This is a genomic window from Allokutzneria sp. A3M-2-11 16 (assembly GCF_024213555.1).
Classification (GTDB): domain Bacteria; phylum Actinomycetota; class Actinomycetes; order Mycobacteriales; family Pseudonocardiaceae; genus Allokutzneria.
Genome location: NZ_JANAVO010000016.1, coordinates 1 through 16,667, shown reverse-complemented (window position 1 = coordinate 16,667; position 16,667 = coordinate 1). Strand labels below are relative to the sequence as shown.

General features: G+C 70.2%; 16 protein-coding genes. 9 read left to right on the top strand and 7 right to left on the bottom strand.

Annotated elements, in window-relative coordinates:
- Positions 1-553 precede the first annotated feature (553 nt).
- Entirely contained in the window at positions 554-901 is a 348-nt protein-coding gene (locus NLX83_RS35955) for an RNA polymerase-binding protein RbpA (protein ID WP_254239731.1), read from the top strand.
- A gap of 94 nt (positions 902-995) precedes the next feature.
- Here NLX83_RS35955 and NLX83_RS35950 read toward each other — a convergent pair whose 3' ends face one another.
- A complete protein-coding gene (locus NLX83_RS35950) occupies positions 996-1,766 on the bottom strand; it encodes a polyprenol monophosphomannose synthase (RefSeq protein WP_254239730.1) in 771 nt (256 codons plus the stop codon).
- A 43-nt stretch (positions 1,767-1,809) separates the two neighbouring features.
- Complete coding sequence (lnt, locus tag NLX83_RS35945; RefSeq protein WP_254239729.1) at positions 1,810-3,378, bottom strand: apolipoprotein N-acyltransferase; 1,569 nt, start codon at positions 3,376-3,378, stop codon at positions 1,810-1,812.
- Between the two features lie 40 nt (positions 3,379-3,418).
- On the opposite strand from lnt, the gene NLX83_RS35940 reads away from it, so the two are divergent.
- Positions 3,419-4,270, top strand: a complete 852-nt coding sequence (locus NLX83_RS35940; RefSeq protein ID WP_254239728.1) for an SDR family oxidoreductase — start codon at positions 3,419-3,421, stop codon at positions 4,268-4,270.
- A 266-nt stretch (positions 4,271-4,536) separates the two neighbouring features.
- Positions 4,537-4,803: a hypothetical protein gene (locus NLX83_RS35935; protein WP_254239727.1), complete on the top strand. Its 267-nt coding sequence runs from the start codon at positions 4,537-4,539 to the stop codon at positions 4,801-4,803.
- Here NLX83_RS35935 and NLX83_RS35930 read toward each other — a convergent pair.
- The 3 genes from NLX83_RS35930 to NLX83_RS35920 form a co-directional block, all read right to left on the bottom strand.
- A complete protein-coding gene (locus NLX83_RS35930) occupies positions 4,778-6,142 on the bottom strand; it encodes a cation:proton antiporter domain-containing protein (protein WP_254239726.1) in 1,365 nt (454 codons plus the stop codon). The two genes, NLX83_RS35935 and NLX83_RS35930, sit on opposite strands and share 26 nt — an antisense overlap.
- 81 nt (positions 6,143-6,223) lie before the next feature.
- Positions 6,224-8,362, bottom strand: a complete 2,139-nt coding sequence (locus tag NLX83_RS35925) for an AfsR/SARP family transcriptional regulator (RefSeq protein ID WP_254239725.1) — start codon at positions 8,360-8,362, stop codon at positions 6,224-6,226.
- 256 nt (positions 8,363-8,618) lie between these two features.
- The gene (locus NLX83_RS35920) at positions 8,619-8,861 is read right to left on the bottom strand and encodes a hypothetical protein (protein ID WP_254239724.1); all 243 of its coding nucleotides are present in this window, start codon (positions 8,859-8,861) and stop codon (positions 8,619-8,621) included.
- Between the two features lie 174 nt (positions 8,862-9,035).
- On the opposite strand from NLX83_RS35920, the gene NLX83_RS35915 reads away from it, so the two are divergent.
- Genes NLX83_RS35915 through NLX83_RS35890 form a run of 6 tightly spaced genes read left to right on the top strand, consistent with a single transcriptional unit; the run spans position 9,036 to position 14,987 of the window.
- A complete protein-coding gene (locus NLX83_RS35915; RefSeq protein WP_254239723.1) occupies positions 9,036-10,898 on the top strand; it encodes an acyl-CoA dehydrogenase family protein in 1,863 nt (620 codons plus the stop codon).
- A gap of 19 nt (positions 10,899-10,917) precedes the next feature.
- Positions 10,918-12,090 (top strand): acyl-CoA dehydrogenase family protein, encoded by a 1,173-nt coding sequence (locus NLX83_RS35910; RefSeq protein ID WP_254239722.1) that lies wholly within the window; start codon positions 10,918-10,920, stop codon positions 12,088-12,090.
- Positions 12,090-13,082, top strand: a complete 993-nt coding sequence (locus tag NLX83_RS35905) for a methylthioribose-1-phosphate isomerase (RefSeq protein WP_254239721.1) — start codon at positions 12,090-12,092, stop codon at positions 13,080-13,082. Before NLX83_RS35910 ends, NLX83_RS35905 begins: the two co-directional genes overlap by 1 nt.
- Positions 13,079-13,786 carry an acireductone synthase gene (mtnC, locus tag NLX83_RS35900; RefSeq protein ID WP_254239720.1) on the top strand — a complete coding sequence of 236 codons (708 nt, stop codon included), beginning with the start codon at positions 13,079-13,081 and terminating at the stop codon, positions 13,784-13,786. The genes NLX83_RS35905 and mtnC overlap by 4 nt, the downstream gene beginning before the upstream one ends.
- Entirely contained in the window at positions 13,786-14,394 is a 609-nt protein-coding gene (gene mtnB, locus NLX83_RS35895) for a methylthioribulose 1-phosphate dehydratase (RefSeq protein WP_254239719.1), read from the top strand. The genes mtnC and mtnB overlap by 1 nt, the downstream gene beginning before the upstream one ends.
- The gene (locus NLX83_RS35890) at positions 14,391-14,987 is read left to right on the top strand and encodes a 1,2-dihydroxy-3-keto-5-methylthiopentene dioxygenase (RefSeq protein ID WP_254239718.1); all 597 of its coding nucleotides are present in this window, start codon (positions 14,391-14,393) and stop codon (positions 14,985-14,987) included. Before mtnB ends, NLX83_RS35890 begins: the two co-directional genes overlap by 4 nt.
- On the opposite strand, the gene NLX83_RS35885 is transcribed toward NLX83_RS35890, so the two are convergent.
- Both NLX83_RS35885 and NLX83_RS35880 read right to left on the bottom strand, forming a co-directional pair.
- Positions 14,958-15,653, bottom strand: coding sequence for a CoA-transferase subunit beta (locus NLX83_RS35885; protein WP_254239717.1), 696 nt, complete (start codon positions 15,651-15,653; stop codon positions 14,958-14,960). The two genes, NLX83_RS35890 and NLX83_RS35885, sit on opposite strands and share 30 nt — an antisense overlap.
- Positions 15,650-16,447, bottom strand: coding sequence for a CoA transferase subunit A (locus tag NLX83_RS35880; RefSeq protein ID WP_254239716.1), 798 nt, complete (start codon positions 16,445-16,447; stop codon positions 15,650-15,652). The genes NLX83_RS35885 and NLX83_RS35880 overlap by 4 nt, the downstream gene beginning before the upstream one ends.
- Positions 16,448-16,667 lie beyond the last annotated feature (220 nt).

Genomic DNA, 16,667 nt, shown 5'->3' with positions numbered 1-16,667 from the left:
TATATGCGACAGGGTTTCGGACAGAATCTCACGACGCCGGACGCTCGATCGGGCTCCGCGCCGGACTACCCCGGGGGGCGGAGGCGATGGACGACGGACGGCGGTTTCGGCACCGACGATCGGGTGCCGGGCGAACCGGGACGGTTAACGGGCCTGGACGACGAGGTACCCGCAGCCGGTGACACGGAGCGTAGAAGGGCAGCGGGCGAGCACGCCGCTACGCTCGGTGATGAAAATCGATGGATGTAGCCCAAACGTACTAAGGACGGCCGGGGATGAGCAGTCCAGTTTGGCGAACTACACCTCACCCTGCTCGCAACTTTTACAGTAGGGTTCCCCCGTTTGGGTGGACCCGTAGCTGAAGGGGCGGATAACGCGTCACATCTGCCGCGCGATGACATCCCTACAGGTGTGGCCCTCGTTGACCGGTGAACTACGTCACTCAGGGCTACCGATTAACCAGAACGGGAACGACAGAGCATCCTCCGTCGTTGCACTCAGTAAGCACGACACTCAAGGCGGGCGGCCTTGAGCCGAGCGAAAGGACACCGTCATGGCCGACCGCGTACTGCGGGGCAGCCGGCTCGGGGCGGTCAGCTACGAGACTGATCGGGACCACGACCTCGCACCACGCCGGACCATCTCCTTCGCCTGCCCCAAGGGGCACGACTTCGACGTTCCCTTCGCCGACGACGCGGAGCTGCCGGCGATCTGGGAATGCCGTCTGCACGGGCTGGAGTCGAAGGTGATCGACGGCAAGGAGCCCGAGCAGAAGAAGAGCAAGCCGCCGCGCACGCACTGGGACATGCTCCTGGAGCGGCGCTCCATCGCGGAGCTGGAGGAGCTGCTCACCGAGCGGCTGGAGGAGCTGCGCGGGCGGCGCACCCGTTCCAGCGCCTGACAGCGCCGTACAGCAGGACAAGCACGCGAAAGGCCCGTCCGGATCTCCCGCCCGGACGGGCCTTTCCGCATGTGTTCCCTAGGACATGTGCTCCCTAGGACCTGGTGAACAACCGCCTCACCTGGCTGGCGCGCTGCTTGATCCCCCACTGGGCCACGCGGAACAGCGCCTCGCCGATGATGCCGCCGCCCATCTTGGACACCCCGATCTCGCGCTCCACGAACGTGATCGGCACCTCCGACACCCGGAACCCGGCGAGCACCGTGCGCCAGGCCAGGTCGATCTGGAAGCAGTAGCCCAGCGACTCCACATCGGTCTGGGTGATCTTCTCGAGCGCCTCGCGGCGGTAGGCGCGGAACCCGGCGGTGATGTCGTTGATCCGCGCGCCGAGTGCGACCTTGGCGTAGGTGTTGGCCACCTTGGACAGCACCCACCGCCGCTTCGGCCAGTTCACCACCTTGCCGCCGGGGACGTAGCGCGAACCGATCACCAGGTCGGCGTCGGCGAGCGCCTCCAGCAGCCGGGGCAGGTCCTCCGGCGCGTGCGAGCCGTCCGCGTCCATCTCCACGATCACGCCGTAGTCGCGCTCCAGGCCCCAGCCGAAGCCCGCGATGTAGGCGGCGCCGAGGCCCGCCTTCTCGGTGCGGTGCATGACGTGCACCCGCTCGTCCTCGGCGGCGATCTTGTCGACCAGCTCGCCGGTGCCGTCGGGGCTCCCGTCGTCCACCACCAGCGCGTGGGTCTCGGGCAGCGCCTTGTGCAGCCGCTCGATGATGGGCCCGATGTTCTCCCGTTCGTTGTACGTGGGAATCACCACCAGCACCCGGCCGAGATCTCCGTCGACGCTGTCGCGCTGGTCCGACATCCGCTTCCTCCCCGCCGGAGACCTCCGGCGTTTCCCTCGTTCGCTAGCCGTTCGACCCGGCCCGTGCGGCGGACCGGCGTCGCAACGCCGAGGCCGCGCACAGGAGCAGGGCCGCCACCGCGATGGCCACCGCGATCCCCTGCGGCCAGCCACCGAGCCGAGTGGCCAGCGTAGTCGCCGACCGTAGTGGGACCGCTGCCACTAGGACGTCTGAGTTAAACAGCTCAGTCCTGCGGGTGACGGAGCCGTCCGGCATGACCACCGCGCTGACCCCGCTGGTGGCCGTCACGAGGACCGCCCGGCCGTGCTCGACGGCGCGCAGGCGGGACATCGCCAGCTGCTGCTCGGTCATCTCCGTGCGGCCGAACCACGCGTTGTTGGTGGGCACGACCAGCAGCTGCGCACCGGCCGCGGTGGCCTCGGCGAGCACCCGGTCGTACGCGACCTCGTAGCAGATGCCCACGCCCAGCGGGACCTTCCCGACCTGCTGGAAGCTGTTCCCCGTGCCCGGGGTCATATCGCGGAAGCCGTCGACGAAGGGCGTGAAGAACCGGGCTGCCGAGCGCAGCGGCACGTACTCGGAGAACGGCACCAGCTCCTGCTTCGCGTAGACCGCGCCGCGGCCGGTCACCGGCGACCAGGCCACGGTGACGTTGCTCGTGGTGCCGTCCTCGTTGGTCAGCCGGGCGCCGATCAGCGCGGGCACGCCCAGCGTGCGCAGCACCTCGTCCAGCTCCGCGTCCTGCGCGGCCGAGCGGCCGAGGTCGGTGGCCGTTTCCGGCCAGACCACCAGATCGGGCCGGGGCACGCGGTTCTCCCGGATGTCCTCGACCAGCTGCCGGGTGCGCGCGAGGTGGTTGGCGCGGATCTCGCCGATCCGGTCCATCAGGGCGAGCCCCGCGTCCGGCGCGTTGCCCTGCACGAGGGCCACGGTCACCGTGCCGTTCTGCGCGAGGACGCCGACCGACGGCCAGGCCAGCAGACCGGCCAGCAGCGGGAGCACGACCAGTGCGATCGCGGGGAACCGGCCACGGGCGAGCGCGGCGAGCGCGCAGCCGGTGAGCACGACGGCGAAGCCCACGAGCGCCGAGCCGCCGAACGCGGCGAGCGCGAGGTAGGGGCCCTCGGGCTGGGTGAACGCGGCTCGGCCCCACGGGAAACCGTTGAGCGGGAAGGAGGAGCGCAGGAAGTCCCCGGAGACGTACACCGCCGCCATCCACACGGGGGCCAGGGGCAGCCTGCTGACCACGGCCATGCCCGTGGCGGCGACGGCGATCAGCAGGGCCTCCACGAGGCTGAGCGCCAGCCAGGGCCACGGGCCGAACCCGGAGCCGAGGAAGTGCTCCAGCCAGAACAGCAGCGGCAGCAGGTAGGCCAGGCCGAACAGGAGGCCGTAGCCGAACCCGGCCCGCGCCCTCCGCCCCCACAACACCCCGGCGAGCAGCGCGAACGCGATCGGCGCGAGCCACCAGAGCTCGCGCGGCGGTGAGCTGGCGTAGAGCAGCCCGCCCGCCAGGACGGCGCCCGCCGAGCGGAGGGCGACCGAACGCGGGAACCGCCGGGCGGGCACGGGGTCTACGGGCGCCTCGGGCGTCACGGCGGGAGCGGCCACCGCATCACCCTACGTACCCCCTTCGTGTTTCACTTCGGGGGTGCGCATCGAGTCGGGTCAGGTAGCCGTCGTCACCGGAGCCGGGCAGGGGATCGGCGCGGCGTTCGCGGCGGAGCTCACCGCGCGCGGCGTGGCCGTGGTCCTGCTGGACCTCGCTGCGGAGGCCGTCCGGCGAACCGCGTCCGAGCTGGGCGAACGGGCCATCGCGGTCACCGGCGACGTCAGCGACCCGGCGGTGCTGACCGCCCTGGCCGAGCAGACCCTCGACCGCTTCGGCCGGGTGGACCTGGTGATCAACAACGCCGGTGTCCGCGGCAGCGGCGAGCCCGTCTGGGAGATGCCCGCCGAGCAGTGGGACCGGGTCATCGGCGTGAACCTGCTCGGCGTGGTCAACGGCATCCGCGCCTTCGTGCCGCACCTCATCGAGGCGGGCAGCGGGCACGTGGTCAACGTCGCCTCGCTGGCCGGGCTGTCCGGCGCGCCCCGGCAGAGCGCCTACGCCGCCAGCAAGCACGCCGTCGTCGCCGTGTCGGAGATCCTCGCCGCCGAACTTTCGCAGGTCGGTGCCGCGGTGGGCGTCACCGTCGCCTGCCCCGGCTTCGTGGACACGCCGCTCGTCGCCGATCTCCTCGCCGCCCCCGACGCCGAACCCGGCTCGGAGATCTACGAGTCCCTGGCCCGCGGTCTGCCCGCCGGGCGCTCCGTCGAGGAGTTCCTGGCGCAGATGCGCGGGCTGGTCGACACCGCCATCCCCGCGCCGACCGCCGCCGAGCGCATCCTCCGCGCCGTGGAGAACGACGAGCTGTACGCGCTGCCCAACGGCGACCTGGAGGACACCGCCCGCGACCGCGCCCAACGCGTCCTCAACGCCCTGGGCAATCGTGCTGAATGAGTCATTGGGGGCGCTCAACCACCCCAATGACTCATTCGGCCCGCTCAACCACCTCAATGACTCATTCAGCACGTTCGACCACCTGAACGCCCAGCTCAGCGCGCTCATGCCCTGAACGACCCGTTCAGGGAACCCAACGCCCCCAACGACCCGTTGGGGGCGCTCAATGCCCCGAACGACTCGTTCAGGGCGTTGGAGTACCTCAATGACTCATTCGGTGCGTTGGAGGACCTGAACGAGTCATTCAGGGCGCTAAGGTCGGAGGTATGCGGCGTTGGTTGGCGGCCCTTGCGGTCGCGGTGGTCACCACGGGGGTCGGGATCGCGGTGAACGTCGCGACCGACCTCGGATCGAACATGTGGGCGTGGATCGCGGTCGCGGTGCTGACCCTCGCCGCCGCGGTGGTCGCCGTGTGGGCGATGCGCCCGCCGAAACCGCCCACGGTGGCGAACAGCCAGAACGTCATCTCCGGCGACGCCGCGGGGAGCACGGTTCAGGCGAACACCATCAACGGGGATGTGCACCTCGGCTGAACAGCTGCATCAGCGGGCCGGTCGCCGCGGTGGTGATCAGCGCGATCAGCACCAGGATCGTGAAGCCCAGTTCGTTGACGAGCTTGTACTGCAGGCCGATCGTGGCGATCACCAGTTCGGTGACGCCGCGGCAGTTCATCAGCGTGCCGATCTTCAGTGAGTCCTTTGTGGACATTCCGGCGAGCTTGGCCCCGCCGCCCGCGCCGACGAACTTCGCCACCGAGGCCACCGCGAGCAGGCCGAGGAACAGCAGCCACGGCCCGGCACCGCTGAGCAGGCCGAGCGAGGTGCTCAGGCCGACCCCGGCGAAGAACAGCGGCAGCAGGATGGTGACCGCGAAACCCTGGAGCTGCTTGCTGATCCGCTCCACCGCAGCCGAGTCGCGGGGCACCACGACGCCGAACAGGAACGCGCCGATCACCGGGTGCAGGCCGATCACCTGGCTCAGCGAGGCGAACCCGATGGCGCCCGCGGCCAGCAGTGGCAGCAGCAGCTGCTCCCCCGCGGGGGTCCGCTCGCAGCGGCGCACCACCGCGGCCAGCGCCGGGCGCACGCAGAGCACGGTCACCAGGATGAACTCCACCGACAGCCCGACGACGGCGGCGACCGAGCCGCTGCCGCTGAGCCCGGTGACGGCCAGCAGCACGGTCAACGCCGCCCACGCCGCGCCGTCGCCGACCGCCGCACAGGTCAGCGCGAGCCTGCCGACCGCGGTGTCGTCGAGCCCGAGGTCGACCAGAATCCTTGCCAGCACGGGCAATGCGGTGATCGCCATGGCCAGGCCGAAGAACAGCGCGTAGGCCGTCGTGCTGCCGAACCGCCCGGCGATCACGCCCTCCGCCGCCAGCGCCACGCCGACCCCGGCGGCGAACGGCAGCCCCATGCTGCCCGCCACCGTGACCCACACGGCCTTGCGGTGCCTGCGCACCTCGTCCAGCCGCAGTTCGCAGCCGAGCAGGAACATGAACGTCACCAGGCCGAGCTGCGCGGTGACCTGGAGCGTGGAGAGCACCTCCGCCGGGAACAGCCAGGCCCGCCCGGACGGCCAGAGCAGGCCGAACACCGACGGCCCGAGGAGCAGGCCGCCGAGGATCTCCCCGACCACCGGCGGCTGGCCGAACCGGCGCAGCAGCGCGGCGATCAGGTGGCAGACCAGCACGATGACCGCCACCGCCAACAGGAACCGGGCGATCGGGTCGAAGCCGCCGTGCGGGCCGGCCGCGCCGGTGAACAGCTCCGGCCCCCACACGGCCACCACCACGCCGAGCGCGATGAGGCTGCCGAGCGCGCCGAGCGGCACGGCCCGTCTTCGTCCGGGCTTGGTCGCTTCCAGGGTCATCTCGGGTCCGTTCGCCAGGGTGATCGTCGCCGATTCACCCTGACGAAGGCCCATTTCTTCCCGTTATCGCCCCGCTAAGTGCTACGAGGCGAGCTTGCCGAGCAGGGCGGTGAGGTCCCGGTCCCCGTCCACCTGCTGCGCGCACGTGGCGAGGTTCCACGCGTAGAGCACCAGGCCCATGCCCGTGGCCTGGTGCACGACCGCGAGCACCGCGTCGCGCTCGATCTCCAACCACCGCAAGGGATTCTCGGCGAGTTCGGCGATCTCCTCCTGCGCCAGCCACCTGCCGAGCTCATCGGTTGCGACGGGCGCGGCCCCCTCGGCCAGCGCCGCGGCGGTGCTCGCCAGGTCCATCCAGGCGCCGAAAGCGCGCTCGGTGGCGGCGGATCGGTCCACAGGGGACTCCTGGAGCAGTGCGCACTCCCGCGCGAAGATCCGCGGCAGCGGCTCCAGCCGGTACCGCACCGATCCGTCCACTTCGGACAGTCGCACGTCGAGCATGCTGGCGTCGAGCAGTTCCTCCAGCCGCTTCTCGGCCTCGGGCACCGTGGCGTCCAGCAGGGCCGCCCCCACCCAGGCCGCGAAGTGCGGCACGTCGAGGGTGCCGAGCCCGCGGTAGAGCCGCGCGGCCTCCGGGGAGAGCCGGTGGTAGCTCGACTCGAACGCCGCGCGCAGGCCGCCGCGCTCGTCGCAGCTCAGCTCGTCCAGCCTGCGCCGCTCGTCGGTCAGCATCCGCACCAGGCGGCCGACGCTCCAGTGCGGCTTGGCCAGCAGCCGGGTCGTGGCCACGCTCAGCGCCAGCGGCAGGCCGCCGCACAGCTGCGCCAGACCGGCCGCGTCGTCGAGCGCGAGCAACGGCAGCGCGCGGTGCACGAACTCGACGGACTCCGCGGCGCTGAACGGGCTCAGCTGGACGCGCACCGATCCCGGGCCGCCAACCAGCTCGGGCAGCTGGTCCCGGCCGGTCACCACGACGCAGCACTCCGCGTTGCCCGGCAGCAGGGGCCGGACCTGGGCGTAGGAGGCGGCGTTGTCCAGCACCACCAGCACACGTTTGCCCGCGAGCAGGCTGCGGTACAACGCGGCGCGCTCGCCCGGTTCGACGGGCACTTCCCCGTCCGGGACGCCGAGCGCGCGCAGGAACCCGGCCAGCACCTCCGTGGAGGACACCGGGGCCCGGTCCCGGTCGTAGCCGCAGAGGTCGACGTGGAGCTGACCGTCCGGGAAGCTGTCGGCAGCGCGGTGCGCCCAGCGCAGCGCCAGCTCGGTCTTGCCCACGCCCGGCATCCCGGTCAGGTAACCGACCGGAAGCATGGAAGCCTTGCCGCGCACCGTGATCAGACTGTCCAAAATGGATACCTCGGCCTCGCGACCGGTGAACCGCGCGGTGCTCGGCGGGAGCTGGGCCGGCACCACCTTCGCCTTGACCGGCGCGGGCGCCCTGGCGGCCGCGACCGGGGTGAGCACCGGGTCGTCGGCCAGGATCGCCTCGTGCAGCTCCCTGAGCACCTTGCCCGGCTCCAGGCCGAGCTCGTCGATCAGCAGCGCGCGCCCCTCGCGGAAGGTCTCCAGCGCCTCCGCGCGCCTGCCGGACCGGTACTGCGCCAGCATCAGGTGCGCCCGCACCTGCTCGCGCAGCGGGTGCTGGCACAGCAGCCCGGTCAGCTCGCCGATCAGCTCGCGGTGCTCGCCCTCCGCCAGGCGCAGCGCCGCGCTCTGCTCGTAGGCGGTCAGCCGCAGCTCCTCCAGCCGCGCGGCGGCCGACTCGGCGAAGCGCCCGGTCACCCCGGACAGCGCGGGCCCGCTCCACCGGCTGAGCGCGGCGGCGTAGGCGCGCACCGACTCGGCGCAGCGGCCGCCCTGCTCCAGGCGCTGCGCCTGGTCGAGCTGCCGTTCGAACTCGCCCGCGTCGATGCCGTGCGCCTCGGGCAGCAGCAGGTAGCCGGGCGCCCTGGTGAGGATGACGTCGTCGGCGCAGCCCGCCGCCTTGAACGCCTTGCGCAGCCCGGCGACGCAGATCGCGATCTGTGTTCGCCCGGTCGCGGGTGGCCGGTCGTCCCAGACCGCCTCGACGAGGCTGTCCACGGAGACGACGCGGCCCGGTGACAGGAGCAGCATGGCCAGCACGGTGCGCTGCCGCTGGCCGCTGATCGGGACGGGACCGGTACTCGACCGCACTTCGAGCGGTCCGAGCACGGTGAATTCCAAGCGGTCGCCCATTGAACCCCCAGTTCTCGGGAAACCTGGTGTGTGCGCATGCAGTTAAGCACGAGCGAGGTGTCCGAAATAGGCGATTGGCGACCAAGTTCCCGAGGTATCCCTGATAACGGTTACAGGCATTCCGAACTGGGCGGACCCCATCATCACAAGGGCTTCGAGAGCGTTCGTGCGCGCACTTCGCGGCAAAAAACCAGATATCGAATTCTCCGATATCTGCCGACCTTTCGGGCTAACCCGCTCGGCCGTTCCGCGTCGTTCACACCGGCTGTTCCAGCAGCCGTTGGATCTCGGTAACCCGCCGGTTCACCTGGTTCAGCTCGGCGCGGAGGGCGTTTCCGCGCTCATCGGCCCGCTCGCGCATGCGATCGTACTCGGCAAGGGCGTTCAACCGCTGCCGATGAATGCGCAGGAGCCGTTCGGCGACCCAGACCGAGGCTCCCCCCGCGAGCAGCGCCAGGGCCATGCGCGTGGTCTCGTTGCCCTCCTGAGGCACAGCCATCTCCTTGCCTCGTGCGCCGGCGGCCGACGCGGTGAACGAGCCGAAAAGTTATCAACTCGTATTTTCGACCGGATATCACGGTGACCGTTCTCAGCCACCGCCGAAGCGATAACGGGATGAAAACGCATTCGGCTACGCTGCGAAACGGCCAGTCTCCGGGCAAGCTCTTGCGGCATGGACACCCCGGGATCGGCCACAGTGCTCCGAACGCTGCTCGACGGCAGGTGGGCCGATCTGCGCGAACGCACCCGCAAGCGGCTCGGCGTCATCGAGGCGCCGCCGCCCGGCCTGGACCGCGAGCGGCACCGCGAACACGTGCTGCGCCAGCTCCGGGTGCTCGCCTCCGCCGGGCACTCCAGCGTCGGGTTCCCCGTGCGCTATGGCGGGGACGGGGATTTCGGCGGGTCGGTGGTCGCCTTCGAGATGCTCGGTTTCGGCGACCTGTCCCTGATGGTCAAGGCGGGCGTGCAGTGGGGCCTGTTCGGCGGTGCCGTGCAGGCGCTGGGCACCGAGCGGCACCACGAGCGCCACCTCCGGGAGATCATCGAGCTGGACCTGCTCGGCTGCTTCGCGATGACCGAGTCCGGCCACGGTTCCGACGTGCAGCATTTGAACACCACTGCCAGTTACGACGCGGCTACGGGCGAGTTCGTCGTGCACACCCCGGACGCCTCGGCGCGCAAGGACTACATCGGCAACGCGGCGCGGGACGGCCGGATGGCGGTCGTGTTCGCACAGTTGATCACCGGCGGCGACCGGCACGGTGTGCACGCGCTGCTGGTGCCGATCCGCGAGCCGGACGGGTCTCCGCGCGCGGGAGTGACCATTGAGGACTGTGGCGAGAAGGCCGGGCTCAACGGCGTGGACAACGGGCGGCTGTCCTTTGACCACGTGCGCGTGCCCCGCGAAGCGCTGCTGGACCGCTACGGCCACGTCGCCGAGGACGGCACCTACTCCAGTCCCGTCGAGGGCGCGAACAAGCGGTTCTTCACCATGCTCGGCACCCTCGTGCGCGGCCGGATCAGCGTCGCGGGCGGGGCGCTGAGCGCGACGAAGAAGGCGTTGACGATCGCGGTCCGCCACGGTGAGGCCCGCAGGCAGTTCGCGAAACCCGATGGCACCGAGGTCCCGATCCTGGACTACCTCGCGCACCAACGACGCCTGCTGCCCGCGCTGGCGACCACCTACGCGCTGCACTTCGCACAGGAAGAGCTGGTCACCGAGCTGCACGAGGTCTTCGGTGGTGACAGTGACAACGACCAAAGGAAGCGTGAACTGGAGTCACAGGCAGCCGGGCTGAAAGCAGCGGCCACAGGGCACGCGACGCGCACGATCCAGGAGTGCCGGGAGGCGTGCGGCGGCGCGGGTTACCTGGCCGAGAACCAGTTGCCGCAGCTCAAGGCCGATACGGACGTGTTCACCACGTTCGAGGGCGACAACACCGTGCTGCTCCAGCTCGTGGCGAAGGGCCTGCTCACCGGCTACCGCGATCACGTCGGCGACCTCGACGCGTTCGGCATGGCCCGGTTCGTCGCGACTCAGCTCGTCGGCGCGGTCATCGAGCGCACTCCGGTCCGGTCGTTGATGGGCGGCGATCTGCACGACCGCGCGTGGCAGCTGAAGCTGTTCACCGACCGGGAGGAGCACGTGCTCGACGGCCTGGTCCGGCGGCTGCGCAAGGCGGGCGAGGGCGACGCGTTCGACGTGTTCAACAACGCGCAGGACCACGTGCTGCGCGCGGCGAGGACGCATGTGGACCGGATCGTGCTGGAGGCGTTCGTCGCGGCGATCGAGCGCTGTCCCGATGCGGCCACGGCCGAACTGTTGGAGCGGGTGTGCGACCTGCATGTGCTGGCGACCATCGAGGCCGACCTCGCGTGGTTCCTCGGGCACGGCAGGCTCACCCCGGCGCGGGCGAAGTCGGTGACCAGCGCGGTCAACGATCTGTGCGCGCAGCTGCGCCCTCGCGCCACGGAGCTGGTGGAAGCCTTCGGCGTTCCCATGGAGTGGATCACAGCGCCCATCGCGCAGCGGTAGAGCTGGCAAAGTACTGGCCATGAGCCAGTGGACAACCGTCGCCGAGGAGGTCGCGGCCAAGCTCCGCGAGGACGCCGCCGAACGGGACCGCGCGAACGCCGCGCCCGAGCGCGAGGTCGAGCTGCTGCGGTCGTCTGGTCTGCTCACCGCGTTCATCCCGGCGGAGCTGGGCGGCGGGGACGCTGACCCGGCGACCTCGGACTCGGTCACGCGGATCATCGCCGCGGCCGACGCGTCCATCGGCCACCTGCTCGGTTACCACTACTTGCACGTCTGGCGTTCGGAACTCTTTGGCGACCAGGACCGGGTCACGCGACTGCGCCGGGAGACCTCGGCGAACCAGTGGTTCTGGGGTGGTGTGGCCAATCCGCTGGACGCCGCGCTGGAACTGACGCCTGCCGAGGATGGCTTCCTGGTCAACGGGCGCAAGACGTTCGCGACCGGGGCGAGCCTCGCGGATCGGCTCGTGGTGAGCGGGACGCGGACCGACACCGGCGAGAAGCTGACCTTCACCATGGACGCGCGCGCGAACGGCGTGCGGTACCTGGACGACTGGGACAACGTCGGCCAGCGGCTCACCGAGAGCGGCGGCGTGCTCTTCACCGACGCCCCGGTCGCGGCCGACGACGTGCTCGGTGTCCACCCACCGTCCGAAGAGGACAGTCCCGCAGCACTACGGCTGTCGCTGGCGCAGATCGCTTTCCAGGCGGTGCTTTCGCAGCTGCACGTCGGCATCGCGGAGGGCGCGCTGGAGCAGGCCGCCGAGTACACGCGGACGATGTCGCGGCCGTGGTTCCTCTCCGGCGTGGACAACGCGTCCGACGACCTGTACGTGTTGGTCGGCTACGGCGAGCTGGTCGCGTCCACCGAGGCGGCCGGGTTGCTGGCCGACCACGCGAGCGCGCTGCTCTACGCGGCGGCGGCCGAACCCGAGCTGACCCCGGAGCTGCGCGCCGCGGCGGCGCTGACGATCTCCTCCGCGAAGGTCGTCTCCACCAAGGCGGTCAACGAGGTCACGGCGAAGATCTTCGAGTTCGTCGGCGCGCGGGCGACCGCGTCGAAGTACGGCTTCGACCGGTTCTGGCGCAACGCCAGGACGATCACGCTGCACGACCCGGTGAGCTACAAGGCCCGCGAACTGGGCGCGCACCTGCTGACCGGCGAGCTGCCGCCGATCACCGGGTACAGCTGATGGTTCCGGAGATCGCACCCCCTGAAATTGAACACAGCGTCCGTCTCACCGCGGACGCCGTGCTGATCCTGGACCGCCGCAAGCTGCCGCTGGAACGCGAGTGGGTGCGCTGCGAAACGGTCGCCGAGGTCGCCCAGGCGATCAAGGACATGGTCACGCAGTCCTCTGGACCGTACTTCGCCGCGCTGTACGGGATGGTGCTGGCCGCACGCGCCGGTGAAGACCTGGAGGCGGCCGGGCGGCTGCTCGTCGAAACCAGGCGCACCAACAACCACCTGCACAAGGCAGTCCACTGTGTACTGTCCACTTCAGACAGATCGGTAGCCGGAGTGCTGGCGGCGGCCGAGGCAGGCGATGAGCTTTACCGCGCGCGGAGCCGCGCGTTGGCGACCGCGGCCGCAGAGCTGTTGCCGGACGGCGCGCGGGTGCTGACCCACTGCTGGGCGGACATCTACCTCATCGAGCTGGTGGTCGCGCTTCGCAAGGCGCACAAGGAGTTCAGCTTCGTGTGCACCGAGACTCGTCCTTACCTCCAAGGCGCCAGGCTGACCGCGCCGACCCTCGCGGAGATGGGCGTGGACACCACGCTCGTCACTGACGGGATGGGCGCCGCGCTGATCGCGGACGGGCGGGTGGACGCATTGGTCACCGCCGCGGACCGGGTCACCATGGACGGCCACGTGATCAACAAAGTCGGCACTCTCGGTCTTGCCGCGGCGGCACAGGCATTCGGTGTGCCGTTCCACGCGCTGGTCCAGGCTCCGGACCAGGACGCGCCGAGCGCCGCGGCGGTGCCGATCGAATACCGCGACGGCACCGATGTGTTGTCGTTTCACGTCTCCGGAGTGCGCGGCCTCTACCCCGCGTTCGACGTCACTCCCCCACGCCTGGTCACCACGGTGGTGACCGATCGCGGTGCTTTCGCGCCCACAGCTCTCTCTAAGTACTACGAAGTCCACGAGTACTACGAAGAAGGAGAACGGAACCAGTGATCTCGCTGACCGCCCGGTGGGTCGTCGTGGACATCGAGGGCACGCTGACGCCCACCAGCCAGGTGCACGTGACGCTCTACGACTACGCCCGCCCCCGGCTCGGCCCGTGGATCGACTCGCACGCCGACGATCCCGTGGTGGCCGACGCGGTCGCGCAGATCCGTTCGCTGGGCGGGCTTTCCGAGACGGCCACGACCGAAGAGCTGGTCGCGGTGCTGCACGGGTGGATGGACGCCGACCAGAAGATCGCGCCGCTGAAGACCTTGCAGGGCTTGATCTGGCAGCGCGGGTACGCGATCGGCGACCTGACCGCGGAATTCTTCCCGGACGTGGCGAAGCGGCTGCGCGAGTGGCACGCGGCGGGCCTGACCCTGGCGGTGTTCTCCTCCGGTTCCGTGCCGGGGCAGATCGCGTTCTTCTCGCGCACCACCGATGGCGACCTCCGCGACCTGTTCACCGCGCATTTCGACACCGTCAACGCGGGCCCGAAGCGGGAAGCGCCGTCCTACAAGGCAATCGCGTCCGCTCTGGGGGCAACGCCATCGGAAACGGTGTTCCTGTCCGATGTTCCGGCCGAGCTGCACGCCGCCGCTGAGGCGGGTTTGCAGACGGTCGGCCTGGCGCGGCCCGGGGAACCCTTCGCCGACGCGGACTTCGCGCCGCACCCGGCGCTGGCTTCGCTGGCCGACGTGGAGATCTCCTGATGGAGGGGTTGCGCGAGGCAGGGCGGGCGCTGGCCGCGGAGTCCGCGCGGTACGCGGCGCTCGGGTGGATGCGCGGCACGTCCGGCAACCTTTCCGTGCGGCTTCGTGACGAGCCACTGCGCTTGGCGGTCACCACGAGCGGCCTGGACAAGGGCGAGCTGTCCGAGGACGACGTCGTGGTGGTCGACGCGGACGGCGTCGCGGTCCCCGACCAGCCGCACCCGGAGAAGGTGCCCTCGGCCGAAGCCGGGCTGCACGGTCGCATCGCCGCCGTCTCCGGTGCCGGAGCCGTGGTGCACGTGCACGTCATGGCACCCGTGCTCGCCGCGGAGCGGTGGCCGGACGGCGTCGAGCTGATCGACCTGGAAATGTTGAAAGGCTTCGGCCGCGCGGCGCACGATGATCTGGTGACGATCCCCGTTGTGCCCAACGGGCAGGACATGCGGGTGCTCGGCGAGGAGTTCGAGAAGTCCTTCCGCGCCGACACCCCCGCGCTGATCGTCGCGCGGCACGGGCTGTACGTGTGGGGCGCGGACCTGCTCCAGGCGCGGCACCGTGCGGAGTGCCTGGAATGGTTGCTGCGCTTCAAGGTGGAGGGTGAGCGATGACGCTACTGACGGTCTGGCCGGACAACGACCCCGGCACGGTGGTGCTGCGCACCGAGGACGGCGCGGAGATCCAGGCCGAGCTGAAACGGCTCGGCGTGCGGTTCGAGCGGTGGGAGGTCGTCGACGGCCTGTCCCCGACGCCCTCGTCTGAGGAAGTCCTGGCCGTCTACCGGGACAACGTGGACCGGGTGGTCGAGGCGGAGGGCTACGTGCTGGTCGACGCCATGCACATGACTCCCTCCGACGACCCTTCGTGGCAGGAAGATGCCGCTGCCGCAAGGAAGAAGTTCCTCGCCGAGCACACCCACGACGATGACGAGGACCGCTTCTTCGCCCGCGGCTCCGGCGTGTTCTACCTGCACGTGGGTGGGCGGGTGTACGCGGTGTTGTGCGAGGCGGGCGATCTGCTCAGCGTGCCCGCGAACACCACGCACTGGTTCGACATGGGCACGCGGCCGGACTACGTGTCGGTGCGGTTCTTCCACGACGACGACGGATGGGTCGGCAACTTCACCGGCAGCACCATCGCGGAGCTGTTCCCCGACTACGACACCCTCGCGGCGTCACGCGGCGTGCAGCGCGCGCAGGACTGACAGTTCCTTTTCGGTCGGCGGCTCGGTCACCGCGACTTCGGCCGCCACCCGGAGGTCCCAGCCCGTCGCGGCTTTCGCCTGCTCCACAGTCACATTCGGGTGCACCGCGACGAGGACCAGCTCGCCCGTCTCGTCGGGCCGCAGCACGCCGAGGTCCGTCAGCACCACCCGCGGCCCCTTGACCACCGAGGTGACGAAGGACAGCCGCTCCACGAACGCGCGCGTGTTGTGCCGCAGCACCATGATCACTTCCTTCGCCGAGGCCGCGATCTCCGGCGCTCCCCCGGCTCCGGGAAGGCGGACCTTCGGGTCGGCGTAGTCCCCGACTACCGTCGTGTTGAGGTTGCCGAAGCGGTCGATCTGCGCCGCGCCGAGGAATCCCACGTCCACGCGGCCTGCTTGCAGCCAGTAGTTGAAGATCTCCGGCACCGACACCAGCGCGTCCGCCGTGTCCGCCAGCTCACCGTCCCCAATGGACAGTGGGAGCCGCGTCGGCTTCGCCCCGATCGTCCCGGACTCGTAGATCAGTGTGCAGTTCGGCGCGTGCGTGGCCCTCGCGAGGTTCGCCGCCGCGCTCGGCAACCCGATGCCCACGAAGCACAACACGCCGTCGCGCAGCTCCCGCGCCGCCGCCACCGTCATGATCTCGTCCGTCGTCGCCGTCATCCCACGTGCTCCCGCATCCATGTGGCGAACGTGTCCCGGTCCCGGCTGATCGCGTCCCACTCGCGGTAGAACGCGTTGTCCCGGTCGTAATACCCGTGCGCGTACGACGGATAAGCTCCGCGTTCCGCCTTCACCACGGCGTCCACCGCGATCGACGGCAACACGACCTGCCCGTGGTGTGGCTCGATCTCGTCAACGATCTCTTCGACCGTCACCAGCGCTCTCTTCGCCGCGAGCACGACTTCCTTCTGCACTCCGGTGATCCCCCAGAACGCCACGTTCCCGCGCCGATCCGCTTGCTGCGCATGCACAATCGCCACATCCGGGTTGAGCGCGGGCACCGCCGCCAGTTCCTCGCCGGTGAACGGACACGTCACCGTCCTGATCGTCGGCGTCACCTTCGCCAGGTCCGTGCCCAAGTAGCCGCGCAACACCGCGAACGGCAACCCCGAGGCCCCCGCGACGTAGCGGTTGGCCATCCCCGCGTGGCTGTGCTCCTCGATCTCCAGCGGATGCGGGTACCCGTGCTCGATCGCGTCCCGGAACCGGTGCAACGAGCCCACCCCGGGATTGCCGCCCCAGGAGAAGACCAGCTTCCGCGCGCAGCCCATCCCGATCAGCTGGTCGTAGATGAGGTCCGGCGTCATCCGGATCAACGTCAGGTCGCGCCGCCGCTGCCGGATGATCTCGTGCGCGGCGGCCACCGGGATGAGGTGGGTGAACCCCTCCAGCGCGACGGAGTCCCCGTCCCGCACCAGTTCCGCGACGGCCTCGGCCAGGCTGATCTCTCGCACACCACCACCTTGCTCTTGTTGGCGCGCGGCGTCCAATACTCCTGGCCTCGCTTGGTGTACTTCGGAGGTATGACTGGGCTTCCAGCTTGCGTGGGCTGGGCTTCCAGCGTTCGTGGGCTGGGCTTCCAGCGGAGCTGGCTGGGCTTCCAGCGTGGGGCGCTGGGCTTCCAGCGGTGGGTCGGCTTGACCTGGGGGCCCCTTGCGCGTGCCCTTGGGCCTC

Coding starts and splice junctions, on each gene's coding strand:
- NLX83_RS35910 (WP_254239722.1), top strand. CDS start 10,918: ATGAGCCAGTGGACAACCGTCGCCGAGGAGGTCGCGGCCAAGCTCCGC.
- mtnB (WP_254239719.1), top strand. CDS start 13,786: ATGGAGGGGTTGCGCGAGGCAGGGCGGGCGCTGGCCGCGGAGTCCGCG.
- NLX83_RS35955 (WP_254239731.1), top strand. CDS start 554: ATGGCCGACCGCGTACTGCGGGGCAGCCGGCTCGGGGCGGTCAGCTAC.
- NLX83_RS35885 (WP_254239717.1), bottom strand. CDS start 15,653: ATGACGGCGACGACGGACGAGATCATGACGGTGGCGGCGGCGCGGGAG.
- NLX83_RS35920 (WP_254239724.1), bottom strand. CDS start 8,861: ATGGCTGTGCCTCAGGAGGGCAACGAGACCACGCGCATGGCCCTGGCG.
- NLX83_RS35905 (WP_254239721.1), top strand. CDS start 12,090: ATGGTTCCGGAGATCGCACCCCCTGAAATTGAACACAGCGTCCGTCTC.
- NLX83_RS35925 (WP_254239725.1), bottom strand. CDS start 8,362: ATGGGCGACCGCTTGGAATTCACCGTGCTCGGACCGCTCGAAGTGCGG.
- NLX83_RS35930 (WP_254239726.1), bottom strand. CDS start 6,142: ATGACCCTGGAAGCGACCAAGCCCGGACGAAGACGGGCCGTGCCGCTC.
- NLX83_RS35890 (WP_254239718.1), top strand. CDS start 14,391: ATGACGCTACTGACGGTCTGGCCGGACAACGACCCCGGCACGGTGGTG.
- NLX83_RS35915 (WP_254239723.1), top strand. CDS start 9,036: ATGGACACCCCGGGATCGGCCACAGTGCTCCGAACGCTGCTCGACGGC.
- NLX83_RS35935 (WP_254239727.1), top strand. CDS start 4,537: ATGCGGCGTTGGTTGGCGGCCCTTGCGGTCGCGGTGGTCACCACGGGG.
- NLX83_RS35950 (WP_254239730.1), bottom strand. CDS start 1,766: ATGTCGGACCAGCGCGACAGCGTCGACGGAGATCTCGGCCGGGTGCTG.